The 16,536-nt window shown below is 71.9% G+C and carries 16 protein-coding genes; 6 read left to right on the top strand and 10 right to left on the bottom strand.

Annotated elements, in window-relative coordinates:
• Positions 1-26: 26 nt before the first annotated feature.
• On the top strand, positions 27-692 hold the full coding sequence (locus tag RCR19_RS14510) for a PH domain-containing protein (protein ID WP_331265542.1): 666 nt from the start codon (positions 27-29) through the stop codon (positions 690-692).
• 564 nt (positions 693-1,256) lie between these two features.
• Here the strand turns inward: RCR19_RS14510 and RCR19_RS14505 are convergent.
• The 4 genes from RCR19_RS14505 to RCR19_RS14490 form a co-directional block, all read right to left on the bottom strand.
• Positions 1,257-2,888, bottom strand: coding sequence for a phospho-sugar mutase (locus RCR19_RS14505; RefSeq protein ID WP_331265541.1), 1,632 nt, complete (start codon positions 2,886-2,888; stop codon positions 1,257-1,259).
• A gap of 247 nt (positions 2,889-3,135) precedes the next feature.
• A complete protein-coding gene (locus RCR19_RS14500) occupies positions 3,136-3,960 on the bottom strand; it encodes a purine-nucleoside phosphorylase (RefSeq protein ID WP_059128535.1) in 825 nt (274 codons plus the stop codon).
• Positions 3,961-4,094: 134 nt separating this feature from the next.
• The gene (locus RCR19_RS14495) at positions 4,095-4,373 is read right to left on the bottom strand and encodes a hypothetical protein (RefSeq protein WP_331265540.1); all 279 of its coding nucleotides are present in this window, start codon (positions 4,371-4,373) and stop codon (positions 4,095-4,097) included.
• 56 nt (positions 4,374-4,429) lie between these two features.
• Positions 4,430-4,867 (bottom strand): gamma-glutamylcyclotransferase, encoded by a 438-nt coding sequence (locus RCR19_RS14490; RefSeq protein ID WP_331265539.1) that lies wholly within the window; start codon positions 4,865-4,867, stop codon positions 4,430-4,432.
• Between the two features lie 96 nt (positions 4,868-4,963).
• Here RCR19_RS14490 and RCR19_RS14485 point away from each other — a divergent pair, with 96 nt between their 5' ends.
• Positions 4,964-6,412: an NAD(P)H-quinone dehydrogenase gene (locus RCR19_RS14485; RefSeq protein ID WP_331265538.1), complete on the top strand. Its 1,449-nt coding sequence runs from the start codon at positions 4,964-4,966 to the stop codon at positions 6,410-6,412.
• Positions 6,413-6,601: 189 nt separating this feature from the next.
• Positions 6,602-7,561, top strand: coding sequence for a DeoR/GlpR family DNA-binding transcription regulator (locus RCR19_RS14480; protein ID WP_331265537.1), 960 nt, complete (start codon positions 6,602-6,604; stop codon positions 7,559-7,561).
• A 347-nt stretch (positions 7,562-7,908) separates the two neighbouring features.
• Here RCR19_RS14480 and RCR19_RS14475 read toward each other — a convergent pair whose 3' ends face one another.
• Complete coding sequence (locus RCR19_RS14475) at positions 7,909-9,681, bottom strand: biotin carboxylase N-terminal domain-containing protein (protein WP_331265536.1); 1,773 nt, start codon at positions 9,679-9,681, stop codon at positions 7,909-7,911.
• A gap of 364 nt (positions 9,682-10,045) precedes the next feature.
• Between RCR19_RS14475 and RCR19_RS14470 the strand changes: the two genes are divergently transcribed.
• Entirely contained in the window at positions 10,046-10,558 is a 513-nt protein-coding gene (locus tag RCR19_RS14470; protein ID WP_331265535.1) for a hypothetical protein, read from the top strand.
• Positions 10,559-10,579: 21 nt separating this feature from the next.
• On the opposite strand, the gene RCR19_RS14465 is transcribed toward RCR19_RS14470, so the two are convergent.
• From RCR19_RS14465 to RCR19_RS14450, 4 genes are all read right to left on the bottom strand, one after another.
• Positions 10,580-11,200: a nucleoside triphosphate pyrophosphatase gene (locus tag RCR19_RS14465; RefSeq protein ID WP_331265534.1), complete on the bottom strand. Its 621-nt coding sequence runs from the start codon at positions 11,198-11,200 to the stop codon at positions 10,580-10,582.
• A 22-nt stretch (positions 11,201-11,222) separates the two neighbouring features.
• The gene (locus RCR19_RS14460; protein ID WP_107116625.1) at positions 11,223-11,351 is read right to left on the bottom strand and encodes a hypothetical protein; all 129 of its coding nucleotides are present in this window, start codon (positions 11,349-11,351) and stop codon (positions 11,223-11,225) included.
• 133 nt (positions 11,352-11,484) lie between these two features.
• Positions 11,485-11,691, bottom strand: coding sequence for an acyl-CoA carboxylase epsilon subunit (locus tag RCR19_RS14455; RefSeq protein ID WP_331265533.1), 207 nt, complete (start codon positions 11,689-11,691; stop codon positions 11,485-11,487).
• A 32-nt stretch (positions 11,692-11,723) separates the two neighbouring features.
• Positions 11,724-13,307 carry an acyl-CoA carboxylase subunit beta gene (locus tag RCR19_RS14450; protein WP_115976142.1) on the bottom strand — a complete coding sequence of 528 codons (1,584 nt, stop codon included), beginning with the start codon at positions 13,305-13,307 and terminating at the stop codon, positions 11,724-11,726.
• A gap of 146 nt (positions 13,308-13,453) precedes the next feature.
• Here RCR19_RS14450 and RCR19_RS14445 point away from each other — a divergent pair, with 146 nt between their 5' ends.
• Both RCR19_RS14445 and RCR19_RS14440 read left to right on the top strand, forming a co-directional pair.
• On the top strand, positions 13,454-14,347 hold the full coding sequence (locus tag RCR19_RS14445) for a biotin--[acetyl-CoA-carboxylase] ligase (protein WP_331265532.1): 894 nt from the start codon (positions 13,454-13,456) through the stop codon (positions 14,345-14,347).
• Positions 14,348-14,512: 165 nt separating this feature from the next.
• Positions 14,513-15,652, top strand: coding sequence for an adenylate/guanylate cyclase domain-containing protein (locus RCR19_RS14440; RefSeq protein ID WP_331265531.1), 1,140 nt, complete (start codon positions 14,513-14,515; stop codon positions 15,650-15,652).
• Between the two features lie 54 nt (positions 15,653-15,706).
• Here RCR19_RS14440 and RCR19_RS14435 read toward each other — a convergent pair whose 3' ends face one another.
• Positions 15,707-16,318 (bottom strand): hypothetical protein, encoded by a 612-nt coding sequence (locus RCR19_RS14435; protein ID WP_331265530.1) that lies wholly within the window; start codon positions 16,316-16,318, stop codon positions 15,707-15,709.
• Positions 16,319-16,536: the final 218 nt, after the last annotated feature.

The following is a 16,536-nucleotide window of genomic DNA, read 5'->3' as shown; positions in this document are numbered from 1 at the left end:
GGTGACCGTCGGGCAGAATCGGTTCCATGACGACCCCGGAACACCAGCCGCCCGCGCCGGACCACTCGGCACCCGAGTCCCGGGACCGTGTCTACCGGTCGCCTGCCGGCATCGCGGCCGGTGTGCTGCTGCTCGCCATCGCGCTCTGGCTCGGCATCGACGCGCTGGTCTCCGCCCACGGCCGCACACCCTGGCTGGCGCTGGCCGCCTTGATCCTGGTGCTGCCGACGTTCGCCGCCTTCACCGTGCGACCGGCCGTCTTCGCGAACGACGAGCGGCTGCGCATCCGCAACCCGCTCCGGGTGATCGTGCTGCCCTGGGGTTCGGTGGCGTCGCTCCAGTCCGGCTACTCGAACGAGGTCGTCGCCACGTCCGGTACCAAGTTCCAGCTGTGGGCGATTCCCGTCTCGCTGCGCGCCCGCAAGAAGGCGGCGCGGCAGCAGAGCATGGCCGCCGCGCGTGCGGCCGGCGCGGCGTCGGGCGGCCGTTCGCGCGGGCGGTCCTCGGCCGTCCCGGACAGGCCCACCCGCGCCCAGACCGACCAGGTCATGGACGAACTGAGGGAACTGTTCGAGACCCATGGCGCGTCCGAGCGCGCCCAGGGCGAACCGAGCGTCCGCTGGGCGTACGAGATCATCGGCCCGGCGGTGGCCGGCGCGGTCCTGCTGGCGGTTCTGCTGGCGATCGGCTGACGGCGACTGCCTCCGGGTCCGTGTCCGGACCCGGACGGCGAGGCCGCGGGCGCCCGGGGGCGCCGACGGGTGGTGGTCCGGGGAACCCGCGGCTGGGCGGCCGTGGCTTCTGTTCTCCGCGTTCGGGCCGTGCTCACGGGGGTGCCGGTGTCCGGCCGGGCGCTCCGGTGCGAGGAACGGCATGGCGGCGCCGGGGCCGGACATGCCGAGGGCCGGCACCCGGGTGCCGGCCCTCGGCATGTCCGATGGGCTCCCGCGCCGGACGGCGCGGGAGCCGATTCACAACGGTCGCACGGCTGTCAGTGGTGCGAGCCCGGCACGACCTGGATGGCATTCGAGGTCGTGATCGGTGCGTGCGAGCTCTCGTCCGCGTAGGCGCGCGTCGAGCCGTTCGTCACCGATATGGCCACCGAGCCGCGGCGCAGGCCCGTCAGCGTCCGGGTCCGCGGGTCGAAGATCGCGGCCTTGCAAGTGCCGTGCGAGAGGCGCCCGCCGGGGGATCGGAGGCCGTCGGTCGAGCGACGGGGCTCCGGTACCGGCGGCGGTCGCCTCGCGTCCGCGGTCTCAGATCCCCGCGGCCGCCGCGAGATCCCGCTTGACGGCACCGAGGAGTTCCACGGCCCTGGCCCGCGCGGCGCCGAGCTCCGCACGGGAGCCGACCGGCACGACGACCTCCAGATAGCACTTGAGCTTCGGCTCGGTGCCGCTCGGCCGGACGACGACCCGGGCGCCGTCGAGGGTGTACCGCAGCCCGTCGGTCGGCGGGAGCGACGCCGTGCCCCGCGTCAGGTCCTCGGCCGTCGTCACCGGCAGACCGCCGAGCCGCACCGGCGGCTGCTCGCGCAGGCGCCGCATCGCGTCCGCGATGACCGACAGGTCCTCGACCCGGACCGAGAGCTGGTCCGTGGCGTGCAGACCGTGCTCCACGGCCAGGTCGTCGAGGAGGTCGAGGAGCGTGCGGCCCTCCTCCTTCAGCACCGAGGCCAGTTCGGTGGCCAGGAGCGCGGCGGTGATGCCGTCCTTGTCGCGCACGCCCGCGGGGTCGACGCAGTAGCCGAGCGCCTCCTCGTAGCCGTAGCGCAGGCCCTCGGCGCGGGCGATCCACTTGAAGCCGGTGAGGGTCTCCACGAACGGCAGGCCCGCCTTCTCGGCGATACGGCGCAGGAGCGAGGAGGACACGATCGACTCCGCGAGGGTGCCGGTGGCTCCGCCGCGCACGAGGTGCGCACCGAGGAGGGCGCCCACCTCGTCGCCCCGGAGCATGCGCCAGTCCTCGCCGTCCTTGACCGCCACGGCGCAGCGGTCGGCGTCGGGGTCGTTGGCGATGACGAGGTCGGGGTCCGTCTCGCGGGCCTTCGCGAAGGCGAGGTCCATGGCGCCGGGCTCTTCCGGGTTCGGGAAGGCGACGGTCGGGAAGTCCGGGTCCGGTTCGGCCTGCTCGGCGACGAGGGCCGGGACGGGGAAGCCGGCCCGGGCGAAGGCGGCGAGCAGTACGTCCTTGCCGACGCCGTGCATCGCCGTGTAGACGGTGCGCGCGGTCCGCGGGGAGCCCTCGGCGAGGACGGCGTCCGTGCGGGCGAGGTAGGCCTCCAGGACGCTGTCGTCGAGGACCTCCCAGCCGCTGTCCGGGCGGGGGACCGCGGTGAGGCTGCCGATCGCGTCGATCTCGGCCGCGATCCCGGCGTCGGCGGGCGGCACGATCTGGGAACCGTCGCCGAGGTAGACCTTGTAGCCGTTGTCGCGGGGCGGGTTGTGGCTGGCCGTGACCTCCACCCCGGCGACCGCGCCGAGGTGCCTGATGGCGAACGCGAGGACGGGCGTGGGCAGGGGGCGCGGAAGGAGGGCCGCGCGCAGGCCCGCGCCCGTGACGACGGCCGCGGTGTCCCGGGCGAAGTCGGCGGACTTGTGGCGGGCGTCGTAGCCGATGACGACGAGCCCGCCCGACTGCCCCTCGGCCGTGAGGTACGCGGCGAGACCGGCGGCCGCGCGGATGACCACGGCACGGTTCATGCGCATGGGGCCGGCGCCGAGTTCGCCGCGGAGACCGGCCGTGCCGAACTGGAGGGTGCCGCTGAAGCGCGCGGCGAGCTCGGCGTGATCCTCGGCGTCGATGAGCTTGGCGAGCTCCTCACGGGTCTCCGCGTCGGGGTCCTCGGCCAGCCACGCCTTGGCCCGTGCGATGAGTTCGTCGTGCACGTCGGGTCAACCTCTCGTTGTGTGTTCGTGCGGTGGCCGCGCGCCGCCCGACCCCCGTGCGGGCTCCTCGAAGGTGTCCTCGCCCCGTCCGGGGAAGTCGTCCGGTGGGCGGGGCGCCGGGGCCGCTGCGGGCGTCATGCGTCCGCGTCCAGTCCAGCACCGCTCGGCGCGGTCGGCACCGTCCGGCGCACCCCGGTCCGGGCCTGGCGCGACCACCCCGGGGCGCCCGCCGGTTCGGGGCGGCGCCCTACAGCCGGTTCAGCACCTGGGCGAGCAGCGCTCCCATGCGCGTGGCGCTGTCCCGGCCCGCCTGGAGCACCTCTTCGTGGTTCAGCGGTTCGCCCGTCATACCGGCGGCGAGATTGGTGACCAGGGAGATTCCGAGGACCTCGGCCCCCGCCTCGCGCGCGGCGATCGCCTCGAGGACCGTGGACATGCCGACCAGGTCCGCGCCGATGGCACGGGCCATGCGGATCTCCGCCGGGGTCTCGTAGTGCGGGCCGGTGAACTGCGCGTAGACGCCCTCCTCGAGGGAGGGGTCGATCTCCTTGCACAGCGTGCGCAGGCGCGGGGAGTACAGATCCGTCAGGTCGACGAAGTTGGCGCCGACGATCGGGGAGGTCGCGGTCAGGTTGATGTGGTCGCTGATCAGGACCGGCTGCCCGGGACGCATGGTCTCCCGCAGGCCACCACAGCCGTTCGTGAGCACGATGGTCTTGGCGCCGGCGGCGACGGCGGTGCGGACACCGTGCGCGACGGCGGCGACACCGCGACCCTCGTAGTAGTGCGTACGGCCGAGGAAGACCAGGGCGCGCTTTTCACCGATCCGGTACGAACGGATCTTGCCGCCGTGGCCCTCGACGGCCGGGGGCGGGAAGCCGGGCAGCTCGGTGACGTGGAACTCCGCGTCGGCCTCGCCGAGGGCGTCGACGGCCGGGGCCCACCCGGAGCCCATCACGAGGGCGACGTCATGGGTCTCGGCACCCGTCAGCTCACGCAGCCGTGCGGCGGCGGCGTCGGCGGCGGCGTAGGGGTCGCCCTGGATGTCGTCCGGAAGAAGAGATGCGTTCACGCGCAAGAGGGTAGCCGGTCCGGGCCTACGCGCGTAGATGATGGAGGTCACGGGAATGCGATCGTTGTCTTGTCGTTTCCGACGAGGCGTCGCGCGCTCGGCCCGGTGGGATCGCCCCAGGGCCCCGGGGTCCCTCAGTCCGTGACGAGGACGTCCTTGTCGTTGAAGACCTCGACGATGAAGATCAGCAGCCGGCCCCGGCTGACCGTGTACTCCACCAGGATGTTCTGCGTGAGGCGGACGGTGCGGTCGTCCCCGGTGGAACCTATGGGGCGGGACACGGGAAGGAAGGGGTCGCGGGCCAGGAGGGCGATGCCCTTGTCGAACGCCGGGCGCTGCTGGTCGTCGAGCCGGTCGCGGGCCGCGGCGGCCTGCTCGGTGTAGTAGACGTCGTACGTGGCGATGGGGGCCATGGCACGCTCTTCCGTTCGTGCGTCGATCGGTCCGATTCTACGGGCCGGATCCGCGCTCAGCAGGGCCTCTTGCGCAGCTCCATCACATAGTCGTGCGGCGCCCCGGCCGACTCCGCGGCGTCCGCGATCTCGCCCAGGTACCGTGCGGACGGCAGCCCCCCTTCGTAGCCGTTGAGGACGTAGGTCCAGGCCATCTCCTCGCCGTCCAGCGTATGGACGCGCACGCGCAGCCGGCGGTAGACCTCCAGGCCCACGCTCTCCCAGCGGTCCATGGACTCCTCGTCCATGGGCGCGACGTCGTACAGCGCGACGAAGACCTGTGTGAGCGGGTCCTCGACGATCGTCGCGAGAGCACCCTCCCAGCCCATGTGCTCGCCCCCGAAGGTCAGCCGCCAGCCGTTGAGCCAACCTGTGGCGCGTAGCGGCGAGTGGGGTGCGCGGCGGGTCATCAGCCGCGCATCGAGGTTGCCGGCGTACGCGGCGTAGAGCGACATGCTGTCGAGGGTACGACAGCACCCCGCCCGCCTCTTGCGTAACGGCCGGAGCACCGCGCGGCCCCCGGGGGAGCGGCATCCGAAGGGTGCGGGACAATGGAGTACGTGACTCGGATCGTGATCATCGGTGGCGGACCCGGCGGATATGAAGCGGCGCTGGTGGCCGCGCAGCTCGGCGCGGAGGTGACCGTCGTCGACTGCGACGGTCTGGGCGGGGCGTCGGTGCTCACCGACTGTGTGCCGTCGAAGACGCTCATCGCGACGGCCGAGGTGATGACCACCTTCGACTCGTCGTACGAGGAGCTCGGCATCATCGTCGCCGACGACACCCCGCCCCTGGAGCGGGCCGCCCGGGTCGTCGGGGTCGACCTCGGGAAGGTCAACCGACGGGTGAAGCGGCTCGCGCTCGCCCAGTCCCACGACATCACCGCATCCGTCACGCGTGCCGGTGCCCGGGTCCTGCGGGGGCGCGGCCGGCTGGAGGGCATGCAGGCCCTGGACGGCTCGCGCAAGGTCGTCGTACGGGCCGCGGACGGCAGCGAGGAGACCCTCACCGCCGACGCGGTGCTCATCGCCACCGGCGGTCACCCGCGTGAGCTGCCCGACGCACAGCCCGACGGCGAGCGGATCCTCAACTGGACCCAGGTCTACGACCTCGACGAGCTGCCCGAGGAACTCATCGTCGTCGGATCCGGTGTCACCGGTGCCGAGTTCGCCGGCGCCTACCAGGCCCTCGGGTCGAAGGTCACCCTCGTCTCGTCGCGCGACCGGGTGCTGCCCGGCGAGGACCCGGACGCCGCCGCCGTCCTCGAGGACGTCTTCCGCCGCCGCGGGATGAACGTCATGGCCCGCTCGCGCGCGCAGTCCGCCAAGCGCGTCGGCGACCGGGTGGAGGTCACGCTCTCCGACGGGCGCGTGATCACCGGCTCGCACTGCCTCATGGCCGTGGGCGCCGTCCCCAACAGCAGCGGGATGGGCCTGGAGGAGGCCGGGGTCAAGCTGCGCGAGTCCGGGCACATCTGGACCGACAAGGTCTCCCGCACGACCGCCCCCGGTGTCTACGCGGCCGGTGACGTGACCGGCGTCTTCGCCCTCGCGTCCGTCGCCGCCATGCAGGGACGCATCGCCATGTACCACTTCCTGGGCGACGCGGTGACCCCCCTCAACCTGAAGACCGTCTCCTCGAACGTCTTCACCGACCCCGAGATCGCCACCGTCGGTTACACCCAGGCCGACGTGGACGCCGGGAAGATCGACGCCAAGGTCGTCAAGCTGCCGCTGCTGCGCAACCCCCGCGCCAAGATGCAGGGCATCCGCGACGGGTTCGTCAAGATCTTCTGCCGCCCGGGCACCGAGATCGTCGTCGGCGGAGTGGTCGTCGCGCCGCGCGCCTCCGAGCTGATCCATCCCATCTCGATCGCCGTCGACAACAATCTGACGGTCGAGCAGATCGCCAACGCCTTCACCGTGTACCCGTCGCTGTCGGGCTCGATCGCCGAGGTGGCACGGCAGTTGCACACCCGCAAGGCGGGCGCCGAGGCCTGACGGCCGCACCCGGGCGCCGGCCGTCCGGAGCAGGTCCCACCGCCGGTCACGGGGCGTGTCCGACGATGCGTGCGGCATAGGCGGAAAGAGTAGGCACGTATACCACCTTCCGCCCCGCCGTGCGAACAACTTCTGTTATTCGGCGCAAACTGCTGAAAGCAGACGGTCGTTGGGGTTACTGTCAGTTTCGTGTTCGCTGCAGAACGTCGTCAATTGATCCTCGAAATGGTGCGAGCGAACGGGGCCGTGTCGCTCCGTGAGCTCGCCCGCGTCGTCCAGACCTCCGAAGTGACCGTACGGCGGGACGTGCGCGCACTGGAGGCAGAAGGACTCCTCGACCGCCGGCACGGCGGTGCGGTCTTGCCGGGCGGGTTCACGCGGGAGTCCGGCTTTCCGCAGAAGTCACATCTCGCGACCGCCGAGAAGACGGCCATCGCCGATCTCGCCGCGGGCCTCGTCGAAGAGGGCGAAGCCATCGTGGTCGGGGCGGGAACCACCACCCAGGAGCTGGCCCGCCGGCTCGCACGGGTGCCCGGGCTGACCGTCGTCACCAACTCGCTGCTGGTGGCCCAGGCCCTGGCGCACGCCAACCGCGTCGAGGTCGTGATGACCGGCGGCACGCTGCGCGGCTCCAACTACGCCCTCGTGGGCAGTGGCGCGGAGCAGTCGCTCCAGGGGCTCCGGGTCTCCAGAGCCTTCCTGTCCGGGAGCGGACTCACCGCCGAGCGCGGGCTGTCCACGTCCAACATGCTGTCCGCGTCCGTCGACCGCGCGCTGGTGCAGGCGGCAGCGGAGGTGGTGGTCCTCGCCGACCACACCAAGCTCGGCACGGACACGATGTTCCAGACGGTGCCGACGGACCTGATCACCCGGCTGGTGACGGACGAGCCGCCCGCGCACGACGACCGCGCGGCCACCGAACTGCAGGCCCTGGCCGATCAGGGGGTGCAGGTCGCGATCGCGGGGGCGTCGGGCGGAGGTTCGGCCGGGGGCGATGCGGTCCCGGGGCGCCCGCCTCGCCGGGACGTGCCCCTGCCGGGCCCGCGTCGCAGCCAGATCCAGGGCGGCCCGCAGTTGCGTACCGCGACGGTTCTCGGTGAGCCGCCCACGGGAGAGCGCGCACGCGTGGCGGACCTGCGCCGCCGATAGCGACCCGGCGGGCGTCGGGCCCGCCGTGCGGGTCGGGGACGGTCCTCGTCCCGGCCCGTCGAACATCCTCACCGGCGGTGCGATACCGGTGCCCGGCCCCGCGGGCACCCGGTGACAGCCGGTCCGGCATCACGCGGACGGTCCCCACGGCCCGCCTCCGCCCCACCGCGCACCGGTCCGAACGGCGCACATGACGCAGACACGGTTCATGGGCGCCTCGAACGAACGGCCGTGGCCCTCCGCCACGCTCTTTTCGACCGTCGGCGGCAGCGACCCGGAACAGCACCGAGGCGCCCCGCCGGCCGGCTGCTGCGGTCCGCTGGGCGCCTCGTCGACGTCGGTGTGCGTCAGTCCTTGATCTCGCAGATGGCGGCGCCGGAGGTGATGGAGGCGCCGACCTCGGCGCTGAGGCCCTTGATGGTGCCGGCCTTGTGCGCGTTGAGGGGCTGCTCCATCTTCATGGCCTCCAGGACGACGACCAGGTCGCCCTCCTTGACCTCCTGGCCCTCCTCGACGGCGACCTTGACGATGGTGCCCTGCATGGGGGAGGCGAGGGTGTCGCCCGAGGCGACCGGGCCGGACTTCTTGGCCGCGCGCCGCTTCGGCTTGGCCCCGGCGGCGAGCCCGGTGCGGGCCAGCGACATCCCGAGGGAAGCGGGCAGCGAGACCTCGAGACGCTTGCCGCCGACCTCGACGACGACGGTCTCGCGGTCCGCCTCCTCCTCGGCCTCGGTGTCGGCGGCGGCGACGAACGGCTTGATCTCGTTGACGAACTCGGTCTCGATCCACCGGGTGTGCACGGTGAAGGGATCTCCGGAGCCGGTCAGTTCGGGGGCGAAGGCCGGGTCGGTGACGACCGCGCGGTGGAAGGGGATCGCGGTGGCCATGCCCTCGACCTGGAACTCGTTGAGGGCGCGGGAGGCCCGCTCCAGGGCCTCCTTGCGGGTCCGGCCGGTGATGATCAGCTTGGCCAGCAGAGAGTCCCAGGCCGGGCCGATCACGGAGCCGGACTCCACGCCGGCGTCCAGGCGCACACCGGGTCCGGAGGGCGGGGCGAAGGTGGTGACCGTGCCGGGGGCGGGCAGGAAGTTGCGGCCGGGGTCCTCGCCGTTGATGCGGAACTCGAAGGAGTGGCCGCGCAGTTCGGGGTCGCCGTAGCCGAGCTCCTCACCGTCGGCGATGCGGAACATCTCACGGACCAGGTCGATGCCGGAGACCTCCTCGGTGACCGGGTGCTCGACCTGGAGGCGGGTGTTGACCTCGAGGAAGGAGATCGTTCCGTCGGCGCCGACCAGGAACTCCACGGTGCCCGCGCCGACGTATCCGGCCTCCTTGAGGATGGCCTTCGACGCGGAGTAGAGCTGGGCGACCTGCTGCTCGTTCAGGAACGGCGCCGGGGCCTCCTCGACCAGCTTCTGGTGGCGGCGCTGCAGCGAGCAGTCACGGGTCGAGACCACGACCACGTTGCCGTGACTGTCGGCCAGGCACTGGGTCTCGACGTGGCGGGGCTTGTCCAGGTAGCGCTCGACGAAGCATTCGCCGCGACCGAAGGCGGCGACCGCCTCGCGGACCGCGGACTCGTACAGCTCGGGAACCTCTTCGAGGTTGCGGGCGACCTTCAGGCCCCGCCCGCCACCGCCGAAGGCGGCCTTGATGGCGATCGGCAGGCCGTGCTCCTTGGCGAAGGCCACGACCTCGTCGGCGCCGGACACCGGGTCGGGGGTGCCGGCCACCAGGGGGGCGCCGGCGCGCTGGGCGATGTGCCGGGCCGCGACCTTGTCACCCAGGTCCTGGATGGCCTGCGGCGGCGGGCCGATCCAGGTCAGGCCGGCGTCCAGCACGGCCTGGGCGAAGTGCGCGTTCTCGGAGAGGAACCCGTAGCCGGGGTGGACGGCGTCCGCGCCGGAGTCCTTGGCGGCCTGGAGGACCTTGTCGATGTCCAGGTAGCTGGTGGCGGGGGTGTCGCCGCCCAGGGCGAACGCCTCGTCCGCAGCTCGGACGTGCAGGGCGTCCCGGTCCGGGTCGGCGTACACGGCCACGCTCGCGATCCCGGCGTCACGGCAGGCCCGGGCGACACGGACAGCGATTTCGCCACGGTTGGCGATCAACACCTTGCGCACGATGGCTCCCTCTCCTTGAAACAAGCCGAGTTTAGGGACTGCCGACACGACGTTTCGACCCGTCCCCAGTGGTGAGCTTGCCCACACGGAGCGTGAAACCAGGCTCACTCAACCTGCGAAAACCCTTGTCGCACCGCCGCACATGGGAATCCACCGGAAAACCCTAGCCCTCAGATGTGGTCAAGGTCTCTATGAAGTAGTCCTGCCACGGGTCGTGTTTCTTTGTGGAGTCCCTACTAATGGCCCAACGAATCTTTGCCCCTGCCGGACCTCTTGTCCCGAGGTTTACCCGTTAGTAGCGTTCACGATGTCTCGAACGTACTCCGAGTAACACGCAAGCACGCGCGAAGGTGGGTGGGGACCGGTGGTCCGCAGACCGGTGGCATGGCTCGTTGCGATCGTTCTCTTCGTGGAGGCGATAGGCATCGCACTGCTGAACTGGTTCCTCGGGGTCGTGGTGGATCGGCAGGACATGTCCCTCGCCGGTCTCGACCCCGACACGATGTCCGTCTCGTCGAAGGCGGGGGGTGTCGTCTTCGGGCTGTACTTCGCGCTGTGCGGGGTTGCCGCACTGCTCGTCGCCCTGCGTGACCGCTCGCCCTCCGGCTTCTGGCGCATCATTCTGATCACCGCGGCCGTGGTGCACGGTCTGCTCGGCGCCTTCACGGTCGGTCTGGTGGGCTGGGGCGCGTTCGTGTTCATGATGGTGGTGTTCGGGCTCATCCTGCTCACCCTCATGACGTACGACCGTCCGGAGAGGGCGGCCGGCGCTCCGCCCGAGGACGGTGCGCCGGGCGGTGACGAGGGGACCGCGCACAGGGCCGCGGAGCAGGGCGGGACCCCGGAGAACGGCGGCCCCGCACCCGTCACCCCCTGACGGCCTCGCCCCGGCCGGCCCTCAGGCCGCCGGGGCCGCCCACAGGTCCGTGATGCGGACGCCCAGTTCGGCCAGCAGCCGGCGGACCAGCGGCAGCGAGATGCCGATGACGTTGCCGTGGTCGCCGTCGATGCCGTCGATGAAGGGCGCCGAACGGCCGTCGAGGGTGAATGCCCCGGCGACGTAGAGGGGTTCGCCGGAGGCGACGTACGCGGCGACCTCCTCGTCCGTGGGCTCCCCGAAGCGGACCACGGTGGACGCGGTGGCGGAGGCGTACCGGCCGCTGATCGTGTCGTAGACGCAGTGGCCGGTCTGGAGCGTGCCGGCCCGGCCGCGCATCGCCTTCCAGCGGGCCGTGGCCTCCTCGGCGTCCGCGGGCTTGCCGAGGGCCTGGCCGTCCAGATCGAGCACCGAGTCGCAGCCGATCACCAGAGCGCCCTTGATCTCGGGCTTGGCCGCCACGACGGAGGCCTTCGCCTCGGCCAGGGCGAGCGCGAGTTCCGCGGGGGTGGGGGCGCTGACGGCCTCCTCGTCGACCCCGCTGACGACGACCTCGGGATCGAGCCCGGCCTGCCGGAGCAGTCCGAGCCGGGCGGGGGACTGGGATGCGAGCACTAGGCGGCGACGCGGCTGATCGGTCATGGGCTCAGCGTATCGGCGCACCTCACCCGATGCCGATGACGATCATCGCGACCACCATCGCCAGCGCCATGAGGACCCCCAGCCGCCGCAACATCTCCTGTGTGTCGCGGAGTTCTTCCGGCGGTTCGTTCTCGGGGTCGGACCACAGCATGCCCTCGATCGTGCGCCGGTGACCCGCTGCGGCGCCTGAGTACGCGTACTCAACTTGGCCGAGGGGCCGCTCGCCCCCCCGGCGGGCCGGTCCGGCGCTGCGCGACCGGCCCGTGGAAGGGACGAGGCGTGGCCTAGGGCCAGTACGTGCGGCTCCACGCCGTCGGCCCCGGCTGGGGGAGCCGGTGGGCGGCGATACGGGACGGGTCCGCCCAGGAGTCGCGCTGCCGTGCCGCGCCGGGCGGTGGTGTGGTTGCCGCCGCGGCGCGGGCTCGGACGACCGCGAGTGCGGCGGCGAGCTCCTCGGGGGTGGGGTTGCCCCGTACGACTTTGATCGTCATGTCGTGTCCCTGGGGTGGGGTGGGGTGGGGGGTCAGAGGGGGATGTTGCCGTGTTTCTTGGGGGGCAGGGTTTCGCGTTTGGTGCGGAGTTGGCGCAGGCCGCGGGTGATGTGGCGGCGGGTGTCGGAGGGGGTGATGACGGCGTCGATGTAGCCGCGTTCGGCGGCGATGTAGGGGTTGAGGAGGGTGTCCTCGTATTCCTGGATGAGGCGGGTGCGGGTGGTGTCGGGGTCGTCGGCTTCGGCGATGGTGCGGCGGTGGAGGATGTTGACGGCGCCCTGGGCGCCCATGACGGCGATCTGGGCGGTGGGCCAGGCGAGGTTGAGGTCGGCGCCGAGGTGTTTGGAGCCCATGACGTCGTAGGCGCCGCCGAAGGCTTTGCGGGTGATGACGGTGATGAGGGGGACGGTGGCTTCGGCGTAGGCGTAGATGAGTTTGGCGCCGCGGCGGATGATGCCGGTGTGTTCCTGGTCGACGCCGGGGAGGAAGCCGGGGACGTCGACGAAGGTGATGACGGGGACGTTGAAGGCGTCGCAGGTGCGGACGAAGCGGGCGGCTTTTTCGGAGGCGTTGATGTCGAGGCAGCCGGCGTACTGCATGGGCTGGTTGGCGACGATGCCGACGGGGTGGCCTTCGACGCGGCCGAAGCCGGTGAGGATGTTCGGGGCGAACAGGGGCTGGGTCTCGAAGAATTCGGTGTCGTCCAGGATGTGTTCGATCACCGTGTGCATGTCGTAGGGCTGGTTGGCGCTGTCGGGGACGAGGGTGTCGAGTTCGCGGTCCTCGTCGGTGACGGTGAGGTCGGCTTCCTCGGTGTAGGCGGGGGGCTCGGAGAGGTTGTTGGAGGGCAGGTAGGACAGCAGTTGTTTGACGTAGTCGATGGCGTCCTTCTCGTCGCCGGCCATGTGGTGGGCGACGCCGGAGGCGGTGTTGTGGGTGCGGGCGCCGCCGAGTTCCTCGAAGCCGACGTCTTCGCCGGTGACGGTCTTGATGACGTCGGGGCCGGTGATGAACATGTGGGAGGTCTGGTCGACCATGACGGTGAAGTCGGTGATGGCGGGGGAGTAGACGGCGCCGCCTGCGCAGGGGCCGACGACGAGGCTGATCTGGGGGATGACGCCGGAGGCGTGGGTGTTGCGGCGGAAGATCTCGCCGTAGGCGCCGAGGGAGGCGACGCCTTCCTGGATGCGGGCGCCGCCGGAGTCGTTGATGCCGATGACGGGGCAGCCGGTCTTGAGGGCGAAGTCCATGACTTTGACGATCTTCTGTCCGTAGACCTCGCCGAGGGCGCCGCCGAAGACGGTGAAGTCCTGGGAGAACACGGCGACGGGGCGGCCGTCGAGGGTGCCGTAGCCGGTGACGACGCCGTCTCCGTAGGGGCGGTTGTGTTCCAGGCCGAAGTTGGTGGAGCGGTGGCGGGCGAACTCGTCGAGTTCGACGAAGGAGTCCTCGTCCAGCAGCAGCAGGATCCGTTCACGGGCCGTCAGCTTGCCCTTGGCGTGCTGCTTCTCCACGGCACGCTCCGAGCCGGCATGCGTCGCCTCCTGCACACGGCGCTGCAGGTCCGCGAGCTTGCCCGCGGTCGTGTGAATGTCGATCTCTTCCGGCTCGGACATCGGGATGCGGCTCCCTGCCTGCTCAGTGGGGACGTGAGAGTGAGTGGTACGAGAATGCTCAGAAGAACGAACGGTTACTCATCCGTAGCGTAGTGGTGTGCCTACCGATCGGCAGTGCGGCGTTGACCACACCTAGGGTGGCTTGCATGATGCCCCGAGATGCCTCAGACGCGAACGACCGGTCGAGCGGCCCCTTCGGCGGCGGCAGCCGCTGGTCGGACCTGGAGCGCCCCCCTCTGAACGCCGACGCGCTGCGCCGGGCGCTGGTGCGGGAGGGCGCGCTGTGGACGCGGCTCGAGGTGGTGCAGCGCACCGGGTCCACCAACTCCGACCTCGTCGCACTCGCCGCGTCCGGCGAGGCCGCCGAGGGCACCGTGCTGGTCGCCGAGGAGCAGAACGCCGGGCGTGGGCGACTGGACCGCACCTGGACCGCCCCGCCCCGCTCCGGACTGTTCTTCTCCGTTCTGCTGAGGCCCGCCGAGGTGCCCGTCGCCCGCTGGGGCTGGCTGCCGCTGCTGGCCGGCGTGGCCGTGGCGACGGGGCTCGCGCGGGCCGCGGGCGTGGACACGGCACTCAAATGGCCCAACGACCTCCTGGTCACCGTGGGCGACGAGGAGCGCAAGACCGGCGGGATCCTCGCCGAGCGCGCCGGGGACGACGGCGTGGTCGTCGGCATCGGCATCAACGTCACGCTCCGTGAGAACGAGCTGCCGGTCCCCACGGCGGGCTCCCTGGTCCTCGCGGGAGCCCGCGGCACGGACCGGGACCCCCTGCTGCGTGCGGTGCTGCGCTCCCTCGAGGACCAGTACGGCCGGTGGCGCTCCGCGCTGGGCGACCCGGTGGCGAGCGGCCTCCAGGAGATCTACGCGGCCGGCTGCGCGACGCTGGGCCGGTTCGTACGGGCGGAACTGCCCGGCGACCGGTCCGTCACCGGAGAGGCCGTGGCGATCGACGGCGACGGCCGCCTCGTCCTGGCGACGGAGAACGGGATGCAGGAGCCGGTGGGAGCGGGGGACATCGTGCACCTGCGCCCGGCCTGAGCACCGGTGGGTGCGAGGGCGGGCGGCGGCCGGGGCGGAGCCACCGGGGCGGCCGCCCGGGTGCCGTGTGGCCGACGGCGCTGCTGAGGAGTGAGCTACCGCACACCTGCCGTAGAGTTGACCGCGGTCGATACCTGACCGCGGCAGATCGGAAGGGCAGCACGCGTGACCGTCGACGACACGGGCTCGGGCACGGGCGTACACCCCGCCGCCGACGGTGAACCCGGGCGGGACGCACAGGCCGAGTCCGACGAGAACCCCCTGGCACTCCGGCTCGAGCAGCTGATTCTCGGGGCGGAGCGTCGTTATACCCCCTTCCAGGCGGCGCGCAGCGCCGGCGTGTCCATGGAACTCGCGTCCCGCTTCTGGCGGGCGATGGGCTTCGCGGACATAGGGCAGGCCAAGGCGCTCACCGAGGCCGATGTGCTGGCCCTGCGGCGGCTCGCCGGTCTGGTGGAGGCGGGCCTGCTGAGCGAGGCCATGGCGGTGCAGGTGGCCCGGTCGACCGGGCAGACCACCGCCCGCCTGGCCGAGTGGCAGATCGACTCCTTCCTCGAGGGCCTCACCGAGCCCCCCGAGCCCGGCATGACCCGTACCGAGGTGACCTACCCCCTGGTGGAGCTGCTCCTGCCGGAGCTGGAGGAGTTCCTTGTGTACGTGTGGCGGCGCCAGCTCGCCGCCGCGACCGGCCGGGTCGTCCAGGCCGGGGACGACGACGAGATGGTGGACCGGCGTCTCGCGGTCGGTTTCGCCGACCTCGTCGGCTTCACCCGCCTCACCCGCCGTATGGAGGAGGAGGAACTCGGCGAACTCGTCGAGGCGTTCGAGACGACCGCGGCCGACCTGGTCGCCGCGCACGGCGGGCGGCTCATCAAGACGCTGGGCGACGAGGTGCTGTACGCGGCGGACGACGCCGGCACGGCCGCGGAGATCGCCCTGCGCCTCATCGAGACGATGGCGAACGACGAGACCATGCCGGAACTGCGCGTGGGCATCGCCTTCGGCACGGTGACCACCCGGATGGGCGATGTGTTCGGTACGACGGTGAACCTGGCGAGCCGTCTCACCTCGATAGCCCCCCGGGACTCGGTCCTGGTCGACGGCGCCTTCGCGGAGGAGCTGATCCACACGGGCGAGGCGCCCGCCTCCGAGGCCGAGGCCACCGAGGCCGCGGCCGCCGCGGAGAAGGAGGGCGAGGAGCCGCCCACCTACCGCTTCGCGCTCCAGCCGATGTGGCAGCGCCCCGTGCGCGGCCTCGGCGTCATCGAGCCCTGGCTGCTGGCCCGGCGGGGCGGCTCGTCGTAGTCCCTGCGCGGGTGTCGGGCCGTGCGGCCCCGTCGGTGACCCGCGCGGCCCGGATCAGGGGCCGAGGATCGGCAGACCCCTGACGCACAGTCCGACGATCGGAACACACAGGCCGGGCGGGTCCTGCTCCGGTACCGGCACCTGCGTGGTGGCGGTCGCGGACGGGATGGGCACGGGGGCGGCCGGAGTCGTGTCCGTCGGGGGCCGGGTCGTACGGGACGGCGTCGGGGCCGACGGTGCTTCGGGGATGCCGGTGGCGGGGTCGGTGACCCGCGCGGCCGCCGAGGACGGCTGCGCGGAGGGGCCCGCGGATGTGCTCGTGGCCCCCATCGCCGTCGCTGACGAGACCGTGGTCGTGGTTCCCGTGCCGGTCGTCCCGGAGGGGTGCCTGCCGTCCGTGGCCGGCCCGGTCTCGACCGTGGCAGCCGTGTCGGTGGCCTCGATCCTTGGCTCGGCCTCCACGGTTCCGCCTCCTCCCGTGACCGACTCGGGCGCGAGCCGGACCAGGCTCAGGGCCCCGGCGGCGAGCGCGAACCCGCCGACGGCGAGGACCACCCGCCGCCGGCTCGGCTTGCGGTGCCGGCCGGCGGGACGGAACCGGTAGCGGCCCGCTTCGTCGGGAGTCGTCGTAGTGGCCTCGGTGGTGGTGGCTGTGTCGGTCGTCATGCTCATCCCTCCCCGGTTTGGCCGCACGCCCCCCGATGCGCCCCAGCGGTGGGCAGATTATGTGGCGATTGGGGGTGGGTGATGGGGAGAGGGCCCGGATGTCACCCGAACGGGGAGGGGAGGCGATGATTGGGCCGCGCCGGGCGGGGTTCCGCGGTGGCTTTCGCCGGGCCGCTTCGACTGCGATGATCGGAGCCGTCGTAGTTAACCCGCGTTAA

The organism is Streptomyces sp. WAC07094 (assembly GCF_036320405.1).
GTDB classification, from domain to species: Bacteria; Actinomycetota; Actinomycetes; order Streptomycetales; family Streptomycetaceae; genus Streptomyces; species Streptomyces lannensis.
This window is presented reverse-complemented; position numbering and strand designations above follow the sequence as displayed.

Coding starts and splice junctions, on each gene's coding strand:
- RCR19_RS14510 (WP_331265542.1), top strand. CDS start 27: ATGACGACCCCGGAACACCAGCCGCCCGCGCCGGACCACTCGGCACCC.
- RCR19_RS14495 (WP_331265540.1), bottom strand. CDS start 4,373: ATGGCCCCCATCGCCACGTACGACGTCTACTACACCGAGCAGGCCGCC.
- RCR19_RS14490 (WP_331265539.1), bottom strand. CDS start 4,867: ATGTCGCTCTACGCCGCGTACGCCGGCAACCTCGATGCGCGGCTGATG.
- RCR19_RS14485 (WP_331265538.1), top strand. CDS start 4,964: ATGGAGTACGTGACTCGGATCGTGATCATCGGTGGCGGACCCGGCGGA.
- RCR19_RS14465 (WP_331265534.1), bottom strand. CDS start 11,200: ATGACCGATCAGCCGCGTCGCCGCCTAGTGCTCGCATCCCAGTCCCCC.
- RCR19_RS14460 (WP_107116625.1), bottom strand. CDS start 11,351: ATGCTGTGGTCCGACCCCGAGAACGAACCGCCGGAAGAACTCCGCGAC.
- RCR19_RS14455 (WP_331265533.1), bottom strand. CDS start 11,691: ATGACGATCAAAGTCGTACGGGGCAACCCCACCCCCGAGGAGCTCGCC.
- RCR19_RS14450 (WP_115976142.1), bottom strand. CDS start 13,307: ATGTCCGAGCCGGAAGAGATCGACATTCACACGACCGCGGGCAAGCTC.
- RCR19_RS14445 (WP_331265532.1), top strand. CDS start 13,454: ATGATGCCCCGAGATGCCTCAGACGCGAACGACCGGTCGAGCGGCCCC.
- RCR19_RS14435 (WP_331265530.1), bottom strand. CDS start 16,318: ATGACGACCGACACAGCCACCACCACCGAGGCCACTACGACGACTCCC.